We start from the raw sequence: 21927 nt of genomic DNA on the forward strand, positions 1-21927 counted from the left end.
CCGCGCCGCCCACAATCGGCCTCCCAAGACGAAGGAGAGGCCGTGACCCTCGATGAGATCCGGGCGGGCGGCAAATCCGCCCTGGCCCGCGCCCTGGCGGAACTGGAACGCTTTCCCGACGCGCCCGAAACCGTGGCGCTTTTGGACCGCGCTTATGCCGAACCCCGTGCCCATGTGGTGGGCATGACCGGGCCGCCCGGTGTGGGCAAGTCCACCTTGATGAATGCGTTGATCGCCGCTTGGCGCGCCGGTGGCCGCACGGTGGGCTGCATCGCCGTCGATCCGTCGTCGCGGCGCTCTGGCGGCGCCTTGCTGGGCGACCGCACCCGGCTGACTACCGATCCCGAAGACCAGGGCATCTTTGTGCGCTCCATGGCGGCCCGCGACCGTCTGGGCGGTCTGGCGGCGCTGACCGTCTCGGCCATGGTGCTGATGCGGGCCCTCTACGACGTGGTTCTGATCGAGACGGTGGGGGTCGGCCAGAGCGAGACCGACGTGGTGGGGGTCGCCGATACGGTTCTGTTCTGCGTCCAGCCGGGCTCGGGCGATTCGCTGCAGTTCATGAAGGCGGGCATCGCCGAGATCCCCCATGTGGTGGTGGTGACCAAGGCGGATATGGGCGCGGCGGCGGTGCGCGCCCGCGCCGATGTGCTGGGCGCGCTGGGCCTGGGCGGCGGTGGCGGTCAGGAAGGCTGGGAAACGCCGGTTCTGATGGTGTCGTCGGCACGGCGCGAAGGGGTGGAGGCCTTGGTCGCGGCCATGGACGGCCATGCCGCCTGGCTGGGGGCCGAGGAGCGTCTGGCGGCGGCGCGGCATGCCCAGGCCGAGGCCTGGCTGGAAGAAGCGATCCGCGAACGCTTCGGCCGCGAGGGCGTGCGCCGTGCCGGGGATTTGTCGCTCGAGCGGGGGGACTCTCCCTTCGTCCGGCTGGCCCAATTGTCGGCCCGGCTCGGTTTCGACGCTAAAGGTTGATTAAAATCATTAGGTCTCGCCGCAGATATTGACATCCCCCGTCATTCGACCGACCATCGCATGACTATTGTCTTAGGGGGAAACGTGCCCTCGTCCGCCACTGCCGCCGGGGCTGGTACTGCCGTCATGGATCACGAGCTCCTCGAGCTCGTGTCGGCGCTCGTCTGTATTTTGCACCAGGGCAATGTGGTCTTCATCAATCAGGCGGGCGTCAAGGTTCTGGGGCTTGGTTCCCAGCTTGACGCGCTGGGCACCGCCTTTGTCGAATTCGTGGAAACCGACTACCGCTTCCTGGTGGAGGCCGGTTGGGAATTGCTGGCCGAGGAAGAGTTTCTGCCTCTCAAGCTGATGCGCCGCGACGGCACCATGTTCGAGGCGGAAATCCGCGTCCGCCTCATTCCCGGCCCCGAGGAATCGTTTCTGCTCGAAGCCCGCGACATCTCCAAATTCGTCAGGTCGGCCGAGGCCCTGCGCGAGCGCGAGGAACGGTTGCAGGGCGTGCTGGCTTCGGTGGCGGAAGGCATCATCACTGTCGACGAACGCGGCGTGATCGAAAGCTCCAATCCGGCGGCCGAGCGCATGTTCGGCCATGGGAAGGGAAAGCTGGTGGGCCAGCATATCGGCCAGTTGATGGGAGCAGAGCGCCGCGAGCAGCACCAGGAACTGTTCAATCAGTATTTGGCCGGTTCGGCCAAGCTGATGGGCCGGTCCGTCGAAAGCCTGGGCTTTCGCGCCGATGGCGGCAGCTTCCCCCTGGAGATTTCGGTTTCAGAGTTGCGCCACGGCAAGGGCCGCCTGTTCACCGGTATCCTGCGCGATATTTCCGAGCGCAAGGAGAATGAGGAGCGGATCAAGCGTCTGGCCCATCACGACACCCTGACCGGCCTGCCCAACCGCAATCTGCTCAACGACCGCATCAGCCATGCCCTGGCCCGCGTCCGGCGCCATGGCGGGCGCATGGCCGTGCTTTATGTGGATCTGGACAAGTTCAAGCCCATCAACGACACGCTGGGCCATGAAGCCGGTGACGCGGTCCTTAGGGAAGTGGCGCAGCGCCTGGATCATTGCGTGCGCAGTTCCGACACGGTGTCGCGAGTCGGCGGCGACGAGTTCGTGGTGGTGGTCGAAGAGATCGGCCGCCCCGGCGAGGCCGCCCAGGTGGCGCGCAAAATCCTCGAAGCCCTGGGAACGCCCATCGCCTATGAGAACCATGCCTGTCAGGTGGGAGCATCCATCGGCATCGCGGTCTTCCCCGATGACGGCAATACCATGGAAGAGGTCAGCAAGGCCGCCGACGTGGCCATGTACCGGGTCAAGCATTCGGGCCGCAACGGCTATTGCTTCTATTCCGACTCGATGCCGGTCGAGGACCTTGATCTGGCCGAGGTTCCGGCAGGCGGCTGAACCCTACGGGCGTCCCATCTCGGTGACGATCTGTTCGCGCGCGATTTCCAGTAAGACCGCCATCTGGTGGCGGATGGCCGCCTCGTCCAGGGTGATGCCGCTGGCGATGAAGTCACGGACGATCTTGTGTCCGGCATCGCGGTCGGTGGCGTCGAATTCCACATCGACCACACTCAGGGCATAAGTCTTGGCGGCATCGCCGGAAATCCCCATCTGCTCGGCGGCCCAAAGCCCCAACAGCTTGTCGCGGCGGATTCTGGCCTTGAATTCCTGTTCCTGGTCCAGCCTGTATTTGGCCTCGAAGGCTTTTTCGCGATCGTCGAAAGCAGTCATGATCAGCCGAGTTCCGTACCCTTTGCGATGCTTGGCGCCCACCGGGTGAAAGCGGTGGACGCAAGTCGTGTTATAACGGGCCGACAGGCCGCTCGAAACGGATTTTTGCGAATGTGCACTCTTGTTCTGCTTCGCCGCCCGGGCCACCAATGGCCGCTGATCGTCGCCGCCAATCGCGACGAGATGAACACCCGGCCCTGGGATGGTCCGGGCCGTTGGTGGGACGACCGCCCCGAAGTGATGGCCGGGCTGGACAAGCTGGCGGGGGGGACCTGGCTGGGTGTCAACGATACCGGCGTCATGGCGGCCATTCTCAACCGCATCGGAACGCTGGGCCCGGCGCCGGGCAAGCGGTCGCGCGGCGAACTGGTACTCGAAGCCCTGGATCATGCCGATGCCGTGGACGCCGCTCAGGCCCTTGCCGATCTGGACGGGAACGCCTATCGCCCCTTCAACATGGTGGTGGCCGATAACCGCGACGCGTTTTGGATCCGGGCCGATGGACGGCGTGTCGAGGCCTTTCCCATCGCCCCCGGATTGCACATGATCAGCGCTCTCGATCTGGACGACCGGACCAGCCCGCGTATCGCCGCCTATCTGGATCGCTTCGCCGCAGCCCAGACGCCGCAGCCCGATCCCGCCCATTCCGAGGGCGGCGACTGGGCCGACTGGGCGGCGCTCATGGCCGATACCGGGGGAAACGGTCCCGATGGCGAGGAAACCCCCGCCATGTGTTTTCTCCGGCCCGACGGTTTCGGCACGGTTTCGGCGTCGCTGATCGCCCTTGCTGCGCCGTCGGAGACGGAAACCGGGCGGGTGTGGCGCTTCGCCGCCGGGCGGCCGGATCAGGTGGCCTATTCTTCCGTCGGCGGGTGACGGTGGGGGGAACGCGGTTCTACTTCGTTTCGTTGTTTCCCGTTACCGAGCCTGCTATACCAAGCTCGAAACTAAGGTGACGGATTTATCCGCCACCTCTTCGCCGTCCGCGCATTCCTCCATCCGGCCTCCATGGGGGATGTGGCGCGGGCGCCATTGATTTGGATTTTTCCATGGCAAGACGCAGACAGATTTACGAGGGCAAGGCCAAGGTCCTGTTCGAAGGACCCGAGCCCGGCACCTTGGTCCAGTACTTCAAGGATGATGCCTCGGCCTTCAATAACAAGAAGCGCGGCACCATTACCGGCAAGGGGGTCCTGAACAACCGCATTTCCGAGTATCTGATGCTGCGCTTGGGCGAGATCGGGGTGCCCACCCATTTCGTCCGCCGCTTGAACATGCGCGAGCAGCTGGTGCGCGAAGTCGAGATCATTCCGCTTGAAGTGGTGGTGCGCAATGTTGCCGCCGGTTCGCTGGCGCAGCGTTTCGGCCTGTCCGAGGGCACGCCGCTGCCGCGCTGTATCGTCGAGTGGTATTTCAAATCCGACGCCCTGGACGATCCCATGGTGTCCGAGGAACACATCACCGCCTTCGGCTGGGCCACCACCCAGGACCTGGACGAGATGATGTCGCTGGCGCTTCGCATCAACGACTTCCTGTGCGGCCTGTTCCTCGGCGTCGGCATCCGGCTGGTGGATTTCAAGATCGAGTTCGGCCGCCTCTACAACGGCGACGACATGCAGATCGTTCTGGCCGACGAGATCAGCCCGGATTCCTGCCGCTTGTGGGATCTGCGCACCGGCGACAAGATGGACAAGGACCGCTTCCGCCGCGATCTGGGCGGTGTGGAGGAGGCCTATCAGGAAGTGGCGCGGCGCTTAGGGATTCTGCCCGAAGGCGGCCCTCGCGACCTGAAGGGCCCCGCGCTCATGCAGTAGGGGCCGCGAGGCCCCGCCTTCAAGGTTTCAACCAGTCAAGAAACGGATAGACCGACGTGAAAGCCAAAGTCCATATCACCCTCAAGAACGGCGTTCTCGATCCCCAGGGCAAGGCGGTGCAGCATGCGCTGGGCTCGCTCGGCTTTGGCGGCGTCAATGACGTGCGGCAGGGCAAGTATATCGAACTCGATCTGGCCGAGACCGACCGCGCCAAGGCCAAGGACGCGGTGGAGCAGATGTGCAAGGGCCTGCTGGCCAATACCGTGATTGAGAATTACGCCATCGAACTGGTGGACTGACGAGGGCGGTGGCTGTGAGGCGGTTCATTTTTCGCGTTGCGCTCTGTCTGACGGCGATTTCGGTTTTTCCGGCCCAGGCCGAGGATCCGGCCGCCCATACCGAGCCCTTGAAGAGCAACCTGCTGGGCGACATCATCGACGGAGTCGGTGATGTCCTTGGCGTGCTGGTCGGACCGCCCATTTCCAGCCCATCCCCCTATCTCAATCTGCCGCCCACCGAGCCCCCAGCCCAGCCTCAGACACCCGTCAAGGTGGCTGTGCCGCCCGTCGCTCCTCCGCCCGAGCCGCAGCAGGCGCCCGCGTCCGTACCGGCGCCCGCACCCGTGATCGTGGCGACTCCTCCGGTGGCGGCCCCCCCGTCGGCACCGATAGCAAAACCTGTGGTCAAGCCCGTGGTTCCGCCCTCCGCCCCGCCGCCGCCGCGTCCGGTGGCTGCCGCTCCCGTGGTCGCGGCTCCTCCGGCGGCGCCGTCCGCGCCAGCGGCCGTCTCGCCCCCGCCACCGTCCTGTGCCTCGCGGGTGGCGGCCACGGCCACACTGGAGCAGATGCGCCGTTTACCCAAATGTCCCTGATCGCCTTTCTTATTTTGGCCATAAACCCGTCCCAGGACGGCCATCATCCCCTCGTATGATGGTCTCCATGGCCCCCTTCGATCCTCGAAGGCGGGCGGTCATGGAGAACGAGAATGTCGTACCCCCTGTTCGACAGCGGCTATACCCTGTGGGCCGCTGACCTGGAGACCCGCCTGAAGGATCAGTTGGGAGCTTCGGTGCGCAGCCTGGGGATCGACCCTCGTCTGATGCTGCAAAGCTATTACTCCGGCTATACGGTTGCCGCCGCCCTGGCCTTGATCGCGGCGCGCTATCCCGCAGCCGGGATCTGATTCCAGCCTCTTTCCGCCACCTATCGTGATTTTGCAGCCCGGAAATCCATATCCGGGGTTGACGCGGGCCTCGGGGCACGGCGTCATATTGCAAAAGACCAAGATAAGGAACGGTGGAGGAGGAATATCCGTGGCGGTGAAGTGGCGTGGCCCGTTTCCGTGGCTCGCGGCGGCGTTTGCCGCCGATGTGGCCGTAACCATCACGGCTGGGTATTCCCTGTCCCGAGGTGTGGTCGGTCAAGAGGAGCTGACCGCCCTGGTGATGGTTTCACTGGCCGGCGCCACCGTCCTGTTCGCTGTATCCTGGAAGGCCGTGGAATTCCTGGTGGTCCGTTCCATCAAGAAAATGGCCGCCGAAGTGCGCGCCATCGCCTATGGCACCGGAGGGCGCGACCGCGTCGATCCCGAACGTTATTTCATGATCGCTCCCTTGCCCGAGGCGGTGAACGAGGTCTGTTCACGCATGGTCAAGGCCCGCGCCGAACTGTCCGAGGGGATGAGTTCCGCCACCCGCAAGTCCGAGGAAAACTCCAACCGCCTGGCCGCCATTCTCAACGACCTGCACGAAGGCGTCGTGGTCTGCAACCAGCGCCATCAGCTGGTGCTCTACAACCAGGTGGCCTTCGACATGCTGCGCGAGACGGCGGAGTTGGGTCTGGGGCGTTCGCTGTTCGAAACCATCGCCCACGAGCCGGTGACGCATATGATGGACATCCTGGGCAACCGCAGCGGGGTGGCGGAGGGTGGTCTTCCCTTTCTGGCCGGGACCGTCGATGACCGGATGCTGCTGCAAGGCCGCATGACGCTGATCCGCAGCGAAGAGGGGACGGTGACCGGCTATGTGGTCACCCTGGTGGACGCCGGTCCGCAATTGGCCGCCCTGGCGGGGCGCGAGGCGCTGCTGCGCGAAGTGGCCGAGGGTGTGGAGATGCCGCTGCGGCGCATGCTGCTGTCGGCGGGCGATGCCCCCGGCATCCGCCAGGAATGCACAGTGATTTCCGACGCCATCAAGCGGGTGACCAAGGGCTATCACGCCATGCTGGCGGGATGGTGGCCCATGGCCGACATCAATTCCACCGAACTGCTGTCCTTCGTGGCGTCAAGGCTGGGCGAGGGGATGGGCGCCACCGTGGTGGGCCTGCCGGTCTGGCTGCACGGCGATTCCCATTCCCTGGTGATGGCCATCGAATCCCTGATCTGGCGGGTGGCCGACCGCAGCGGCGCGACCCAGTTCGATCTGTCGGGCGGCGTCGATGATCACGGAGCCTGGGTCGAGTTCGCCTGGGAGGGCGAGGTGGTCGAGCAGGCCCAACTGGATCGCTGGCTGGCCCAGTCGCTGGTGGCCCTGGGCGGCATGACCGTCCGCGACGTTCTGGAACACCATGCCGGGACCGAGCTGATCCGGGATCGCCGGGATGGCGGCGGAGCCTTGCGCATTCCCATGCGCAAGGGCGTCGAGCAGCACGGGCATGGTCGACAGGTCCTGCCCGGTCGCCCCGAATTCTACGACATGACTCTGCTGGAGCAATCCCGCGATACCGGCGCCATGGGGGCGCAGCCGCTGAAATCCCTGACCTTCGTGGTCTTCGACACGGAGACCACCGGTCTTCATCCCTCCCAGGGCGACCAGATCGTGTCCATCGCGGGCGTGCGCATCGTCAACGGCCGGATTCTGTCGGGGGAAAGCTTCAACCGCATCGTCAATCCCGGTCGTTCCATCCCGGCGGAGTCCATCCGTTACCACGGCATCACCGACGAGATGGTGATCGACAAGCCTCCGGCGGGCGTGGTGTTGCCCCAATTCCGCTCCTATGTGGCCGATGCGGTGCTGGTGGCCCATAACGCCGCCTTCGATCTCAAATTCCTTCGCATGCGGGAGAAGGAGATGGGCGTCCGCTTCGACAGCCCCGTCCTGGACACCATGATCCTGTCCAACTTCCTGGACGGGCCGGAGGCCGGGCATTCCCTGGACGATATCTGCGAGCGCTATGGCATCGAGATCACCGACCGCCATACGGCCCTGGGCGATTCCATGGTGACGGCTGCGGTGCTGCTGCGCCAGATCGAGGCCCTTGAGGGCCGGGGTATCCACACCCTGGATCAGGCGGTCAAGACCCTGGACATCGCCATGATCCTGCACGAACGTCAGCGGGTGTTGTAGCTCGGACGAAAGTTGCTGCGCTGCCCCGCTACGCGTGGTCCTTCGCTTCGCTCGGTGTACTTTCGTCCGGGAAAAATACGGAAAGCCCTTGCTAGGGGCGGCCCGTCGCGGCGGGCTTGACTCGTTTACCCTCAAGGGCGCTTGCGCCCTTGAGGTCGCGGGGTGTCATCCGCCCACGCCGCAGACGAATTTCAGCGTCTTGATGCGGCGGAAGGCCCATTTCAGGCGGGCGCGGGTGCGCTTGTCGAAGCGCTTGGGATCGATCTTGGCCGAAGCCGGAATCTGCTGGGCGATATCGGCCAATTGCTGTTCGAGCATGACGCGCAGGACGATTTCACGCACTTCGATGAAGTCGCGCAGGTCGTCCTCGTGCAGCACACCCGCATCCTTGAGGGCGGCAAAGCGCTCGTCGGTGCCGGTGGCCTGGATATGGGCGCGGATGGCGCGCATGCGCGCCGCGCTGACCAGGGGCAGCAGGCCGAACTTCTTGGCGTTGAGGCGGCCCTGCTTGGTGACGAAATTGCCGAACAGGCCGATGGAACCGTCCATCCCCGCTACATTCTGGGCGAGATAGCGCAGGAAGAAGGCCGACTGGGCCGCCTTTTCCATGGCCATGTGGCGCAATTCCTCGGCCAGGGCGCGGTCGCCCCAGACGGGCTGGAAGTCGAAGAAGATGTCGCAATACATGACGGTCTGGTTCTCGACCGAGAAGACCCAGCCATGGACCTCGTCGCGCCACTCCTCCAGGCTCTTGCGCCATTTGGGCTCGCGCGCCATGACATTGCCGTCGCAAAATGGGATGCCCGCCTTGTTCAGGGTCTCGTTCAGGCGCTTGCCCAATTCGGCGAACCAGGGATCGTCGGTGGGCTTGCCGTCATGGACGATGGCGTTGTCCTGGTCGAAGGCCAGCAGGCTTTCACCGCGCCCTCCCGAGCCCAGGATCAGAACGGCATAGCGGGCGGGGGCGGGGCCCCAACCGTCGTCCATCAGAGATTGTTCGGCCAGTTCGGCGGCCCGCGCGGTCAGGTCGCGCAGCACCAGTGCGATGACCGAGGCGATGTTGCGCGCCGTCACCCCCTCGCCCAGCAGGCCCCTGGCCAGCTTGGGCAGACTGGTCATCACCGCCTTCATCTCTTCGGGATTACCGGCGCTTTCGGCCGAATCGCCCAGGACCAGTGCCTCGGTGGCCCGGACCTTGAGCAGGGCGCGGCCGGTGATCATCCCCAGCGGCCGCTTGTCGTCATCGACCACCACCAGATGACGCAGTCCCAGGCGCGTCATGCGCGCCAGGGCCACATAGACATAGGCATCGGCGGGCACGGTGGCCACCGGCTTGGTCATGGTCTGGTCCAGGGTCTGTTCCAGACCCGCCGGACCATTGGTGGACAGGATGCGCAACAGGTCGCGTTCGGTGAAAATGCCCAGCGTGCGTCCCTCGGCATCGACGCCCACGATGGAGGACACTCTGGACTCGTACATGCGATGCACGGCGTCGTGGAGGGTCACCGAGGCCAGCGCGGTGAGCACAGGCGCGCTCATCACCTCCCGCAGGCGGTGGCGATAGGGAAAGCTGTCGATTTTGGCGAGGGCGGCGATGTCGTTCATGGCGCGTGTACGATAGTGGCGGAGTTGGAAATTTCAACCTATTTCAGCCTCGGAACGGGCCTGGGTGGAAAAGTCTAAATGTGAGGCACAATTCTTTCCGAGAACACGATCAGGTGTTTACTCTAGGTGGGCTGGCGCGCTTCGCGTGGCGGCAGGCGGACCCGCAAGTGACGTTTTTTGTAAACTAAACAGAAACTGAAAGGGAATTTGGCGTTGTCTTCAGAAAAGCGTGAAAAGGCTCGAAGCGAATACCTGATTTCTCATTAGAATAAACTATCGAATAAATCAGGTGCTTTTCGTTGGTGTTGACGCCAGGGGATGCGGATGTTAATGAGGATCGTCGCCTCAGGCAAGCTGCGGGCGTATGACGCGTACGCATAGGTGCCATCAAGCGCCTGCACGCTTAAAATTGCTGAATCCGGCAACAAGACCGGGAGCTGAAAACAACTATCGCCGATCCCGTTCCGGGGGGCGGCGATGACAAAGTGGAGGGTCAAAGTGAGCTCACATGGTAACGCACCTTCGGCCGCGAATCTCGCGAGCGCCGAACACATTCGGAACAATCCGAAGTTCAAGGAGCTGGTCGCCAAGCGTAACGCTTTCGCGTGGACGCTGTCGGTGATCATGCTGATCATCTATTACGGCTTCATCGTGATCATCGCCTTCAACAAGGCGTGGCTGGGCACCCTGCTGAGTGATGCGGGCGTGACCACCATCGGCTTCCCCATCGGCGTGGGCGTCATCCTGTCGGCCATCGCGCTGACCGGCATCTACGTCTACCGCGCCAATGGCGAGTTCGACGAACTGAACCGCCAGATCATCGAGGAATCCCGCTGATGAAGACGACCAAGACCGCAATCGCGTCCGCGCTCGCCTTCGGCGGCACGGCGCTTCTCGCCACCGCCGCCATGGCGGCCGGTGCCGATATGGGTGGGGCTGAAAAGCAGGCCACCAACTGGCACGCCATCGTTATGTTCGTGATCTTCGTGGGCATGACGCTGGGCATCACCTACTGGGCGGCCGGGCGCACCAAGACCGCCGCCGACTTCTACGCCGCTGGCGGTGGCATCACCGGTTTCCAGAATGGTCTGGCCATCGCGGGCGACTATATGTCGGCCGCTTCGTTCCTGGGTATTTCCGCCCTGGTCTATGGCTCGGGCTATGACGGCCTGATCTTCTCGGTGGGCTGGCTGGTCGGCTGGCCGATCATCCTGTTCCTGATCGCCGAGCGTCTGCGCAATCTGGGCAAGTACACCTTCGCCGACGTGTGCGGCTATCGTCTTGCCCGTACGCCGATCCGCACTTTCGCGGCCACCGGCTCGCTGATCGTCGTGATCTTCTATCTGATCGGTCAGATGGTCGGTGCCGGCCAGCTGATCAAGCTGCTGTTCGGTATGGACTACATCTACGCCGTCATGATCGTCGGCGCGCTGATGATGGTTTACGTGACCTTCGGCGGCATGGTTGCCACCACCTGGGTGCAGATCATCAAGGCCTGCCTGCTGTTGGGTGGCGCGACCTTCATCGCGTTCGGCGTGATGAGCTCGTTCGGTTTCTCGTTCGAGAAGCTGTTCGTCAAGGCCATCGAGGTTCATCCCAAGAAGGTGGCGATCATGGCGCCGGGCGCCCTGGTCACCAATCCGGTGGATGCCATCTCGCTGGGTATGGCCCTGATGTTCGGCACCGCCGGTCTGCCCCATATCCTCATGCGCTTCTTCACCGTTCCCGATGCCAAGGAAGCCCGTAAGTCGGTGTTTTATGCCACCGGTTTCATCGGCTACTTCTACATCCTGACCTTCATCATCGGCTTTGGCGCCATCACCATGGTGGCCACCAATCCCGAATATCTGACCAAGGGCCTCGGCTCTCTGGATCTGAAGGGCGGCAACAACATGGCCGCGGTGTGGCTGGCCCATGCCATCGGCGGCGACCTGTTCCTCGGCTTCATCTCGGCCGTGGCCTTCGCCACCATCCTCGCGGTGGTGTCGGGCTTGACCCTGGCGGGCGCGTCGGCGATTTCGCACGACCTGTATGCCAGCGTCATCATGCACGGCCAGGCCACTGAAGGTAAGGAAGTGACCGTCTCCAAGATCGCCTCCATCGCTCTCGGCGTCATCGCCGTGTTGCTGGGTCTGGTCTTCGAGAAGCAGAACGTGGCGTTCATCGTGGCGCTCACCTTCTCGGTCGCGGCTTCGGCCAACTTCCCGGTTCTGGTCCTGTCCATGTTCTGGGGCGGCCTGACCACCCGTGGCGCCGTTCTCGGCGGCATGATCGGCCTCTTGATGTCGGTGATCATGGTGGTTCTGTCCAAGGCCGTGTGGGTGCAGAGCTTCGGCTTCAAGGAAGCCCTGTTCCCGTTCGCTTATCCGGCCCTGTTCTCGGTGCCGGCGGCCTTCTTCTTCTCGTGGCTGTTCTCCATCCTCGACAACAGCCCGTCGGCCGATGCCGAACGCGCCGCTTACGAAGCCCAGTCCATCCGGTCCGAGACCGGTCTGGGTGCCGAAGGCGCCGCCAGCCACTAAGGCTGAGAGCAATAATAAAGGCCTACACTGGGCCGCCGGTTTTCCGGCGGCCCTTTTCTTTGGGCAACGCATTGTAAGATTTCGCCCACGCCCGATCGGGGAGGCCCCGAACTACTCTGTGCACCAAAAACCCGAAAATAGCCGCCGTCACCCCGGACTTGATCCGAGGTCCATGTGCGGTGCACCAACCCGGGATCCCGGCTCTGCGCTGCGCTGCGGCCGGGATGACGCCTCATGAAATCAAGGGGGGCGGGGCTCACCCCGGATGGGTTTGGGCGATAGCCCAACAAGGTGAGTGAGATTGACACCAAAAGGGCCGCCCAACCTCACACGGTCGGACGGCCCTTCTTCACGTTTGGGACAGGCCCCTTATGGGGGGCAATCCCTTCAGCGCATCAGGATCAGCACCACCATCGTCGAACCGAAAATGATGCGGTACCAGGCGAAGGGCGCGAAACCGTGGCGGCCGACAAAGCCGATGAAGCCCTTGACCACCACCAGGGCCGAGACGAAGGCGGCCACGAAGCCCAGGGCGATCAGGCCAGCGCCGTCGAAGGACAGGGTGGACCAGTTCTTGTAAAGGGAATAGGCCGATGCGCCGCACATGGTGGGAATGGCCAGGAAGAAGGAGAATTCGGCGGCGGCCCGGCGGTCGAGGCCCAGCAACATGGAGCCCATGATGGTGGCGCCCGCGCGCGACACGCCTGGCACCATGGCCAGAACCTGGCAGAAGCCGACGCCCAGGGCCAAGGCGGGCGACATGTCTTCGATATCGTGGATGCGGGCCCGATTGATCAGCCGTTCGATGATCAGAATGGCGATTCCGCCCACCACCAGGGCGATGGCGGCGATCAGCGGCGATTCCAGCATTTGCTTGATATATTTGTATAAGGTGGCGCCGATGACCGCCGCGGGCAGAAAGGCGATCATCACATTGCGGGCGAAGGCGAAGGAGCGCGGTTGGGTGATGGTGGTGACCACCCCCCACAGTCGGGGCCAGAACACCACGCAGACCGCCAGAATGGCGCCCAATTGGACGACGATCTCGAAAGTCTTGCCGGGTGGTCCCTCGAATCCCAGCATGTCGCCGATCAGCATGAGGTGGGCGGTGCTGGAAATGGGCAGGAATTCGGTAAGACCCTCGACGATGCCGAGGAAAAGGGCTTCGAGCATGGCTAGCATGACTGATCCATCCGGGGTTGCTTTGGGGGCGGATCATGGTGGGCGACGAGGCTTTTCGCAACCCGTAAAGATCACTATCCCTTGAGGCTTGCTGCGGAGCGCGACTTGACCTAAGACTGAGGCTGCCGGCCGTGATGGTTTGAATAGGGCGCAAACGATGTCTCTGATCGAATGGGATCCGTCCTTCAGTGTCGGTTCGGCCCGCATGGATGCCGATCATCAAAAGCTCATTTCCTTGCTCAACCGTCTTTACGACGCTTGGCACGGAGGCGAAGACATCGCCGAATTGGGCTGGCTGTTCGACGAGCTTCTGGCCTATGCCGATACCCATTTCGCCGCCGAGGAAATGGCGCTGAAATCGCGCAACTATCCCCGCCTGGAAAAGCAGGAACAGGATCACGTCCGCCTCAAGGACTCGGTCATCGCCTTCCGCGACCGCCATCTGGCCGGGGAGACCCCCGACGCCCTGACCACCGAGATGACCGCCTTTCTCAAGGCCTGGCTGCTGGAGCATATCCTGGGCGAGGACATGCAGTACCGCAGCTATTTCAAGGGCGAGTAGGGTTTAGCCCACATTCAGCACGATCTTGCCGCGCACATGGCCGGTGCGAGACAGTGCCAGCGCCTCGGCCGCTCGGGCCAGCGGCATTTCCACGATTTCCGGCACCCGCAGGACGCCCTGTTCGGTCAGAGCGGACAGGCGGCGCAGATGCCCGGCATCGGGTTTGACGAAGACGTATTTGCAGCGGATGCCCAGACCTTCGGCCCGATCCTTGTCGGTCTTGTCGGTGATGGAGACCAGGATGCCGCCAGGACGCACGGTCTCGTACGAGCGGGCCAGGACCTCGCCGCCCACCGTGCCGAAGGCCATGTCCACGCCTTCGGGCGCCAGGGCGCGGGTGGCGGCGGTGAAATCATCGGTCGCGTAGTCGATGACGTGGTCGGCGCCGAGGTCGCGGACGTAATCATGGTTCCCGGCCTTGGCGGTGGCGATCACGGTGGCGCCAGCCCATTTGGCGAGGGGGACGGCAAAGCCCCCCACGCCGCCTGCTCCGGCATGGATCAAGACCCTTTGGCCCGCCCGCAATTGCGCCACCTCCAATAGAGACTGCCAGGCGGTGAGCGCCGCCAGGGGAAAGGTCGAGGCCTGGGCAAAGGTGAGATTGGCGGGCATGGGGGCGACGCCATCGGCGCTCATCACCACATATTCGGCGTAAGTGCCCCATTGGATGTCGGGCTTGCGGCAGAACGACCAGACTCGCTCGCCCAGCGACAGGCTGGTCACGCCATCGCCCAGGGCCGCGACGGTACCGGCGGCGTCCCAGCCGGGAATCAGCGGAAACTTGCAGGGAAACAGCCGCGCCAGCCCGCCCTCCATGATCTTCCAGTCCACCGGATTGACGCCAGCGGCATGGACGCGGATCAGGACCTCGCCGGGGCCGGGCGAGGGGATGGGGATCTCGGCAAGCCGCATGACGTCCAGGCCGCCGAGTTGGTCGCAGAGGATGGCTTTCATGGTGGCAACTCCGATAGATCGGGCTATCGCCCGAACCCATCCGGGGCCAACGCCCCGGACCCCATTTCTATTCATAAATCAAAGGGAGGTTTGGAGGCATCGCCTCCAACCAGGGCCCCATCGTGCCGAGGAAACCGGGCGGGAGCCCCGTATGGCCTCAGGCGCCCGCCTCGCGCAGCTTGAACCTCTGCACCTTGCCGGTGGCGGTGCGGGGGATGGATTCCAGGAAGCGGACATTGCGCGGGCATTTGTAGATGGCCAGCTTGGAGCGCAGGGTCTCGACGATGCGGGTTTCCAAGATGGGCTCGTGCTCGCCCGGCTCGGCGACAGCGTAAAGCACCAGGCGGACCAGCCCGTCCTCGTTGGGAATGCCCACCGCCACGGCATCGGCCACGCCAGGAACCAACAGGGCGGCTTCTTCCACCTCCGACGGGCTGACCCATTGGCCCGAGACCTTGATCATGTCGTCGGAGCGCCCTTGGGGGCTCCACCAGCCTTCGGTATCGAAGCTGAACACGTCGCCGGTCTTCCACCAGCCGTCCCGCAGCACCCGCTGGGTGACGTCGGGGCGGTTGTGGTACCGGCGGAACAGGGAGTCCATGCGCACCCACAGATCCCCGGTCGTGTCGGGGGTGGTGATGATCTCGCCCGAAGGGGTGCGCAATTGCGCCTCGGCCCAGGGCAGCGGACGGCCGCAGGCGCCGGGCTTCATGGCCTGTGGTGTGCTGGCGATGAACAGGAACAGCGCCTCGGTGGCGCCGATGCCTTCGAGCATCAGCCCGCCGGTTTCCTCCATCCAGCGGCGACACAGATCGGCAGGAAGATTCTCGCCCGCCGAGACCCAGGTGCGCACGCCCCGGAAGGCGGTAGACGAGGCCACGCCGTCCTTCAGCATGATGCGATAAAGCGAAGGGACAGAGAGAACCACCTTGGGGCTCGTGCGGGCAATGACCTCGGCGGCGGCGGCCGCATCGGGCCAGCCGCGATGGAGCACCAAGGTGCCGCCGCAGCGCAACGCCCCGATCAGGCAATGGCCCAGGGGATAGGCGAAGAACAGCTTGGAGGTGGAAAAGATGCGGTCGCCGGGTTCGAGGCCGAGATTTTCGCGCACATGGCGCTCGCCCAGGGGGATCGAGCCATGGACATGCACGGCGCCCTTCGGCTGGCCGGTGGTGCCCGATGTGTACATCCACAGCGCCATGTCTTCGGGCGCCATATCCGCCGAGGCCAGTTGGTCGGAGGCACCTTCCAGGAAGGCATCGAACTCCCCGGTGGTGACCATGCGGGCCGAGGCATGGGCCTGGGCCAGGGATTCGGCGGCCAGTTCGGCCAGGGCGCTTTCGGCCAACAGCAGCGGCGCGCCGCTGTCGCCCAGGGCGTGGGACAGGTCCTTGGCCGCCAGGCGGGTATTCAGCGCCACCGCCACCAATCCAGCCTTCATGGCGCCCAGATAAGCGGCCACCAGTTCCGGCCCATCATCGAGCAGCAGCAGGACCGGCTGCTGGCGCGTGACGCCCGCGGCCAGCATGGCATTGCCGAAGCGGCAGGCCAAACGGTTCAACTGGTCATAGGTCAGGGTCTGCTCGCCGCAGATGATGGCAAGGTTCTCCCCGCGACCCGCGCCGAGGCTGGGGCCGAGAATCTCATCGGCTGCATTCATGGGTCTTGTCCTGAAGGTGGCGGGCCGCCAGCAAAAGGCAGCCCGCCTGTTTCAATCAAAGGATCAGTCGGCGATGACCCAATCGCCGTTCTTGATATCGACCATATGGAAGGCGTCGAGTCCCAGGCCCATGTGGTCGGTGGGCGAGTAGGTGAAGATGCCGGTGGTGGCGACGAAGCCCTTGGTCTGCTCGATGGTGTCGCGGACCTTGGCCTTGTCGGTGGTTCCGGCCCGCTTGAAAGCGTCCACGGCCATCATCAGGGCGTCCAGTCCGTGACCAGGCAGGGGACCGGCTTCCAGCGGCTTGTTCTTTTCCTCGTATTCCTTCTTGAACGCCATGGTCACGGCCTTCTGGGGGTCGTTGGCAGGCAACTGCTCGGCCACCGCCTGGGCACCCGCTGGCAGGCGCATGCCGTCGGCGGAGGTGCCGACCAGACGCAGGAACTCCTTGGAAGCCACGCCATGGGACTGGTAGGTGGGCAGGGTCAGGCCCATCTGGCGCAGATTCTTGGTCACCACGGCCGGGCCGGTGCCGGTGCCGAAGATGAACAGGGCCTGCACGCCCGCCGTGCCGCGGATCTTGGTCAGCTGCGGCGTGACGTCGGGATCCTTGGGCGAGTAGACCTCGTCGATCAGGATTTCGATGCCGTGCTGGGGGGCCAGCTTGACGGTCTGGTCATGGCCGGACTTGCCGAAGCCGACATTCTCGGACAGAAGGGCGATCTTGGTCAGGCCGCGCTTCTTCAAATCGACCAGCACCTTCTCGGCGGCCAGACGGTCCGACTGCGGGAACTTGAAGGTCCACTTGCGCACCGGGTCGCCGATGGCGGTGCCGCCGCCCAGCGATAGATAGGGGATCTCGGCGCGTTCGATCAGGCCGAGGACCGCCATGGAGGTGGGCGTACCCGACCCGCCGATGATGATGTCGACCTTGTCGTTGTCGATCAGGCGCTTGACGAAGGTGGCTGCCTTTTCCGGCTCGGACCCGTCGTCATAGATGATGGCTTCCACCTTGCGGCCCAGGACGCCGCCCTGGGCGTTGATCTTCTCGATCATGTAGTCGAAGGTGCGCTTCTGGGGGTCGCCCATGGGCGACATCTGTCCGGTGACCGACAAGAACATGCCGATCTTGATGGGGTCGGCGGCCATGGCCGCGGTCGCCGCGCAAACACCGGTCATCACCGCCAGGGCAGCCCCGGCCGTATGCTTCCAATTCATGAAGTTCCTCCCACTTCGTATGATTCAACCAGGCTTATCACTTCTTATTTTGTCGGTATTGTAGTACCGAATTGCCGGAAAGCGAAGTCCGAAAACTGCGCCACCACGGCTTGACGCCGTCTTATGCTGGGCGCACCATCAGGAGCATATCAAAGAAATGGGGGGCGTGGATCATGAACTCCAAGCCCAAGTCGGGAAACGGTACACGCATATCCGATCAGGTCACCGACCGGATTCTCGCCCGCATCGCGTCGGGGGAATGGGGGCCGGGCCATCGCCTGCCGGGCGAGCGGCAATTGGCCGAGGATATGGGGGTCAGCCGCGTTTCCATACGGGCGGCGCTGCAATCTTTGAAGACCCAGGGTCTGCTCGACGCCGTTCAGGGCGGCGGAACGCGGGTGATCGCCAGTTCGGCGGCCATGGATCCCGGCATCTTGGAACTGGTCCGCGTCAGCCGCGACAATCTGCACGATCTGGCGGAGATCCGGGCCAATCTGGAAACCTGGGCGGTGGGGCGCGCGGCGCGCAACCGCAGTGATGCCGATCTGGCCGAACTGGCCCGCATTCTGGACGCCACCGAGGCCGATATGGCCGGTGGCGCGCATAAGAGCGAGAACGATGTTTGCTTTCATCTGGCCATCGCCAAGGCGGCGGGATCGGGAATCTATCTTCATATCATGGCGGTGATTCGCGGCATTCTTCACCAGATGGTCGATTATCACCGCTACGAGCTGTTTCCCTCGCGCCAGGATGATCAGGTCATTTTGAGCCAACACCGGGCAGTCTTCGAGGCGATCAAGGCCAAGGACCCCGTGAAGGCCGAGGCGGCCATGCGCACCCATCTGGAATTCGTTCTGGAGCGCTATTCCAGCCAGCAATTGTAATTACGGCAATCCGTCACGACTTTGAACCATGGGCGAGGTTGCCGCCCGTGGCTCCTCTGCTATGCTTGAGGCCGGGAAGTACCAAGGGGTTATCACATGCGACGCGCACGCAAAGCGAAGATCATCGCCACTCTCGGTCCGGCGTCTTCCACGCCCGAAGCCATCGAGAATCTGTTCCTGGCCGGTGCCGACGTCTTTCGGCTGAATTTCAGTCACGGCAGCCACGACGATCACAAGACCCGCATCTTCACCATCCGCGAGCTGGAAAAGAAGGTGAAGCGGCCCATCGCCATTCTTGCCGATCTGCAGGGGCCAAAGCTCCGCGTTGGTGATTTTGTGGATGGCCGCGCCCGGCTGGAAGCCGGAGCCGTCTTCCGCCTGGACATGGATGACGCCCTGGGAACGGCCTTGCGTGCGCCGCTCCATCATCCCGAAGTCTTCGCGGCCCTAAAGCCCGGCAGCGAATTGCTCATCGATGACGGCAAGCTGCGTCTGGCCGTGGAATCCTGCGGCCCTGATTTCGCCGAGACCCGCGTCGTGGTCGGCGGCGAGATTTCCAACCACAAGGGGGTCAACGTCCCCAATGTGATGCTGCCCATCTCACCGCTCACCGAGAAGGACCGCCGGGATCTGGAATTCGCCGTGGAGATGGGCGCCGACTGGATCGCGCTGTCCTTCGTGCAGCGGCCATCGGATGTGCAAGAAGCCAGGAAGCTGATCGCCGCCTATGTGGGCTCGCGGGTACGCATCCTGTCCAAGCTGGAAAAGCCCTCGGCCATCGAACATCTGGCGTCCATCATCGAATGGTCCGACGCGGTGATGGTGGCGCGCGGCGATCTGGGCGTGGAATGCCCGCCCGAAACCGTGCCGATCTTGCAAAAGCGCATCATCAAGGCCTGTCGCCGGGCGGGCAAGCCGGTGGTGGTCGCCACCCAGATGCTGGATTCCATGGTTCACTCGCCGTCTCCGACCCGTGCCGAGGCTTCGGACGTGGCCACCGCGGTCTATGACGGTTCCGACGCCGTCATGCTGTCGGCCGAGACCGCCTCGGGCGAGTATCCTATGGAGGCGGTCACCATGATGGACCGCATCATCCAGCAGGTGGAGCACGACAAGAACTACCTGCTGATTACCGACGCATCGCGCCTCGATCCCGAACACACCACCCGCGACGCCATCAGCGCGGCGGCCCGTCAGGTGGCTCATACCCTGGGGGCGGCGGCCATCGTCACCTATACCTCATCGGGCTCCACCACGCTGCGCGCCGCCCGCGAGCGGCCCGAACAGCCCATCCTTTCCGTGACGGCCGATATCGAGGTGGCCCGGCAGATGGCCCTGGTCTGGGGGGCCCATTCCATCATGGCCAAGGATGTGCGCAGCTTTACCGAAATGGTGACCAAGGCGGTTCACTTCGCCCAGGGCGAAGGTTTCGCGCGGGTGGGGGACCGGGTGGTGATCACCGCCGGTGTTCCCTTTGGCCATTCGGGAACCACCAACATCTTGCGTGTCGCCGAGGTGGAAGATTCCGGTCACCACCACAAGCACGAATCGGATTAGCGGTCTTTTGCGGGCGTCTCGCCCGCATTGCACTACACATAGCCCAGCCGCAATGCCCCCCAGTGGCGCCCGTTCACCATGATCGGCGCGGAAACGTCGAGCATCAGGGCCTTGCGGCCGCCCCCCATGTCGCGGCGATAGCTTTGCACCACGAAGGGATTGGTGTTGCGCGCCGCCTTCAGACCCACCTCGTCGTCGAATTTGCGGCGGTTGCGGCAATGGGCGGCGTTCCAGGCCGGATCGCTGCCTTGCGGTTTGGAGAATTCGGAGTTGTGGGTGGGCAGATAGCCGTTGCGGTCCACGGCGGCACAGAACACGACACGTTCATTCGCCGATTTCGCCGCCTCCTGGATGGCGGGCAGCACCCGGTCGGTCATGGCCGTGAAGCGGGCGGTGAACTGGGGCGGATTGGTTCCGGCCATGGGCAGATAGGACTCGTCGAACAGGTCTTCGGCTGACAGGGCGCCCTTGGCCAGCTCCCCCTCGAACAGGAAGCCGATTTCGCGGGCCTTCTCGCGCGCCAGGGCGACGAAGGGAGTTTCCGGCGTCTCAATTCCGGCTTCGGCGGTCAGCACCACCAGCCGCTCGCCCGCGCTGAGCAGTTCCTGAAGGCGGAGACGGGCTGCGTCCAGGCGGGTCCTGAACTCCACCAGGCCGGACGCCGCCTGATCGATCTCGGTGGACAGATCCGACGAGCGGTCATGGATGGATGTGGCATCGCCCGCCACATTGGTCACCCGCCCGACCATTTCCGAAAGGGAGGCGCGGATATGATCCATGGCATCAGCGATGGCGCCGGTCTCGGCGGTGAGGCCGCTGGCCTTGGTGGCGCTGTGGTCGCCTTGTTCCACCAGCTTTCCCGCGGTGCCGGTCAGGCCTTCCAGGGTCTGGCGGATCTCGAGGCTGGCCGAACCGGCGCGGCGCGACAGTTCCTTGACCTCGCCCGCCACCACGGCGAAGCCCTTGCCGTGTTCGCCGGCGCGGGCGGCCTCGATGGTGGCGTTCAAGGCCAGCAGATTGGTCTGGCGCGCGATATGGCCGATTCCCTGGGCCACGCCCACCACATTGCCCATGGCGTTTTGCAGGTCGAGCAGCAGGCCGCGCCCGTCGGTGACCATGCGCGCCATCTCGTCGATATCGCCGAGCGAGCTTCGCACCCGCTGCTGCGAGGTCTCGGCCTCGGACGAGGCGGCAGTGGCGCCCGCCAGGGTTTCCTCCATGGCGGCGGCGATGCGCTCATTGGCCTGCGACAACTCGCGGATGCCGTGCTGAAGCTCGGTCAGCAAGGTATGCTGGTCGGCGACCTTGGTGGCGACCTCGTCGATATCCTCGGCAATCTCGATCATCTGCTTGCCAAGCCCGCCGGTTTCGCGGGCAAAGGCGGCGACGATATGGGTCTCTTCCTGGCGGATGCGCAGCAGGGAGGTGACGCAAAAGCGCACGATGCGGGCCAGGGGACGCACCGTCTCCAAGGGACCGGCGATACCGAAATTGATCAGCCGCTGGCCTTCGAAATCGACGCCCATATTGACGCCTTCACGCATGCCCGAAGATTTGGCGGCCTCTTCCTTGGTGACCCCGTATTCATCCATCTCGCCCCGCATGATACGCGCGGCGATGGCGTGGGTGGTGCCGATGCGCTCGGGCATGCCAGAGGCGACAATGCGGCCCTCTTCGCCCATGAAGCTGCAGACCAGGCCAAGCTCGGCCGAGAAGACCTCGCACAATTCCTGGCCGAAGCGGGTGTCGAATTCGATGCTCATGGTAACGCAAGCCGAGTCGGGCGCATGGGGGGCTCCATCATGCGAAATGCCGCCTTGGTGTGATTACACGACCTTGTGTGGCGGCTTGGTAAAATAAACTAACCAAGCATGAATGTGATTGCAATATCCCATTACCACGTCCTGTCCGAGAACA

The 21927-nt window shown here is 64.0% G+C and carries 20 protein-coding genes and 1 pseudogene; 13 read left to right on the top strand and 8 right to left on the bottom strand.

The window, feature by feature from the left end; all coding sequences use genetic code 11:
* Positions 1 to 42 precede the first annotated feature (42 nt).
* The gene (locus CCC_RS04480) at positions 43 to 972 is read left to right on the top strand and encodes an ArgK/MeaB family GTPase (RefSeq protein ID WP_041040100.1); all 930 of its coding nucleotides are present in this window, start codon (positions 43 to 45) and stop codon (positions 970 to 972) included.
* An 84-nt stretch (positions 973 to 1056) separates the two neighbouring features.
* Complete coding sequence (locus tag CCC_RS04485) at positions 1057 to 2376, top strand: diguanylate cyclase domain-containing protein (protein WP_041039916.1); 1320 nt, start codon at positions 1057 to 1059, stop codon at positions 2374 to 2376.
* A 3-nt stretch (positions 2377 to 2379) separates the two neighbouring features.
* Here CCC_RS04485 and CCC_RS04490 read toward each other — a convergent pair whose 3' ends face one another.
* Positions 2380 to 2709, bottom strand: coding sequence for a DUF1476 domain-containing protein (locus tag CCC_RS04490; protein ID WP_041039918.1), 330 nt, complete (start codon positions 2707 to 2709; stop codon positions 2380 to 2382).
* Positions 2710 to 2820: 111 nt separating this feature from the next.
* Between CCC_RS04490 and CCC_RS04495 the strand changes: the two genes are divergently transcribed.
* From CCC_RS04495 to CCC_RS22710, 6 genes are all read left to right on the top strand, one after another.
* Entirely contained in the window at positions 2821 to 3585 is a 765-nt protein-coding gene (locus tag CCC_RS04495) for an NRDE family protein (protein WP_009868389.1), read from the top strand.
* A gap of 173 nt (positions 3586 to 3758) precedes the next feature.
* Positions 3759 to 4523: a phosphoribosylaminoimidazolesuccinocarboxamide synthase gene (gene purC / locus CCC_RS04500; protein ID WP_009868388.1), complete on the top strand. Its 765-nt coding sequence runs from the start codon at positions 3759 to 3761 to the stop codon at positions 4521 to 4523.
* A gap of 56 nt (positions 4524 to 4579) precedes the next feature.
* Complete coding sequence (gene purS, locus CCC_RS04505; RefSeq protein WP_008619816.1) at positions 4580 to 4822, top strand: phosphoribosylformylglycinamidine synthase subunit PurS; 243 nt, start codon at positions 4580 to 4582, stop codon at positions 4820 to 4822.
* A 14-nt stretch (positions 4823 to 4836) separates the two neighbouring features.
* Positions 4837 to 5394 (top strand): hypothetical protein, encoded by a 558-nt coding sequence (locus CCC_RS22080; protein WP_152619692.1) that lies wholly within the window; start codon positions 4837 to 4839, stop codon positions 5392 to 5394.
* Positions 5395 to 5507: 113 nt separating this feature from the next.
* On the top strand, positions 5508 to 5705 hold the full coding sequence (locus tag CCC_RS04515; protein ID WP_009868386.1) for a hypothetical protein: 198 nt from the start codon (positions 5508 to 5510) through the stop codon (positions 5703 to 5705).
* A gap of 130 nt (positions 5706 to 5835) precedes the next feature.
* On the top strand, positions 5836 to 7866 hold the full coding sequence (locus tag CCC_RS22710; RefSeq protein WP_236686304.1) for a 3'-5' exonuclease: 2031 nt from the start codon (positions 5836 to 5838) through the stop codon (positions 7864 to 7866).
* A gap of 165 nt (positions 7867 to 8031) precedes the next feature.
* On the opposite strand, the gene CCC_RS04525 is transcribed toward CCC_RS22710, so the two are convergent.
* Positions 8032 to 9471: a DUF294 nucleotidyltransferase-like domain-containing protein gene (locus CCC_RS04525; RefSeq protein WP_009867429.1), complete on the bottom strand. Its 1440-nt coding sequence runs from the start codon at positions 9469 to 9471 to the stop codon at positions 8032 to 8034.
* A 263-nt stretch (positions 9472 to 9734) separates the two neighbouring features.
* On the bottom strand, positions 9735 to 10097 hold the full coding sequence (locus CCC_RS22715) for a hypothetical protein (protein ID WP_236686310.1): 363 nt from the start codon (positions 10095 to 10097) through the stop codon (positions 9735 to 9737).
* Between CCC_RS22715 and CCC_RS04530 the strand changes: the two genes are divergently transcribed.
* Together CCC_RS04530 and CCC_RS04535 are read left to right on the top strand one after the other, a co-directional pair.
* Positions 10051 to 10308, top strand: coding sequence for a DUF485 domain-containing protein (locus CCC_RS04530; RefSeq protein ID WP_236686308.1), 258 nt, complete (start codon positions 10051 to 10053; stop codon positions 10306 to 10308). The genes CCC_RS22715 and CCC_RS04530 overlap by 47 nt on opposite strands.
* Positions 10308 to 11993: a cation acetate symporter gene (locus CCC_RS04535; RefSeq protein WP_041039923.1), complete on the top strand. Its 1686-nt coding sequence runs from the start codon at positions 10308 to 10310 to the stop codon at positions 11991 to 11993. Before CCC_RS04530 ends, CCC_RS04535 begins: the two co-directional genes overlap by 1 nt.
* Positions 11994 to 12380: 387 nt before the next feature.
* On the opposite strand, the gene CCC_RS04540 is transcribed toward CCC_RS04535, so the two are convergent.
* Positions 12381 to 13175 (bottom strand): undecaprenyl-diphosphate phosphatase, encoded by a 795-nt coding sequence (locus tag CCC_RS04540; RefSeq protein WP_041039925.1) that lies wholly within the window; start codon positions 13173 to 13175, stop codon positions 12381 to 12383.
* Between the two features lie 157 nt (positions 13176 to 13332).
* On the opposite strand from CCC_RS04540, the gene CCC_RS04545 reads away from it, so the two are divergent.
* Positions 13333 to 13737 (top strand): bacteriohemerythrin, encoded by a 405-nt coding sequence (locus CCC_RS04545; RefSeq protein WP_009865709.1) that lies wholly within the window; start codon positions 13333 to 13335, stop codon positions 13735 to 13737.
* Positions 13738 to 13740: 3 nt separating this feature from the next.
* On the opposite strand, the gene CCC_RS04550 is transcribed toward CCC_RS04545, so the two are convergent.
* From CCC_RS04550 to CCC_RS04560, 3 genes are all read right to left on the bottom strand, one after another.
* A complete protein-coding gene (locus CCC_RS04550; RefSeq protein ID WP_041039929.1) occupies positions 13741 to 14691 on the bottom strand; it encodes an NADP-dependent oxidoreductase in 951 nt (316 codons plus the stop codon).
* A 157-nt stretch (positions 14692 to 14848) separates the two neighbouring features.
* Complete coding sequence (locus tag CCC_RS04555; protein ID WP_041039931.1) at positions 14849 to 16351, bottom strand: AMP-binding protein; 1503 nt, start codon at positions 16349 to 16351, stop codon at positions 14849 to 14851.
* Between the two features lie 63 nt (positions 16352 to 16414).
* The gene (locus CCC_RS04560) at positions 16415 to 17569 is read right to left on the bottom strand and encodes an ABC transporter substrate-binding protein (RefSeq protein WP_009866331.1); all 1155 of its coding nucleotides are present in this window, start codon (positions 17567 to 17569) and stop codon (positions 16415 to 16417) included.
* A 173-nt stretch (positions 17570 to 17742) separates the two neighbouring features.
* Here CCC_RS04560 and CCC_RS04565 point away from each other — a divergent pair.
* Positions 17743 to 18357 (top strand): annotated as a pseudogene (locus tag CCC_RS04565) (FadR/GntR family transcriptional regulator); the annotation flags it as partial.
* A 192-nt stretch (positions 18358 to 18549) separates the two neighbouring features.
* Positions 18550 to 20010, top strand: a complete 1461-nt coding sequence (gene pyk / locus CCC_RS04570) for a pyruvate kinase (protein ID WP_041039936.1) — start codon at positions 18550 to 18552, stop codon at positions 20008 to 20010.
* A gap of 32 nt (positions 20011 to 20042) precedes the next feature.
* Here the strand turns inward: pyk and CCC_RS04575 are convergent, their stop codons facing one another.
* Positions 20043 to 21773, bottom strand: coding sequence for a methyl-accepting chemotaxis protein (locus CCC_RS04575; RefSeq protein WP_009867512.1), 1731 nt, complete (start codon positions 21771 to 21773; stop codon positions 20043 to 20045).
* Positions 21774 to 21927 lie beyond the last annotated feature (154 nt).

It is taken from the genome of Paramagnetospirillum magnetotacticum MS-1, from assembly GCF_000829825.1.
In the GTDB taxonomy this organism is placed as follows: Bacteria; Pseudomonadota; Alphaproteobacteria; order Rhodospirillales; family Magnetospirillaceae; genus Phaeospirillum; species Phaeospirillum magnetotacticum.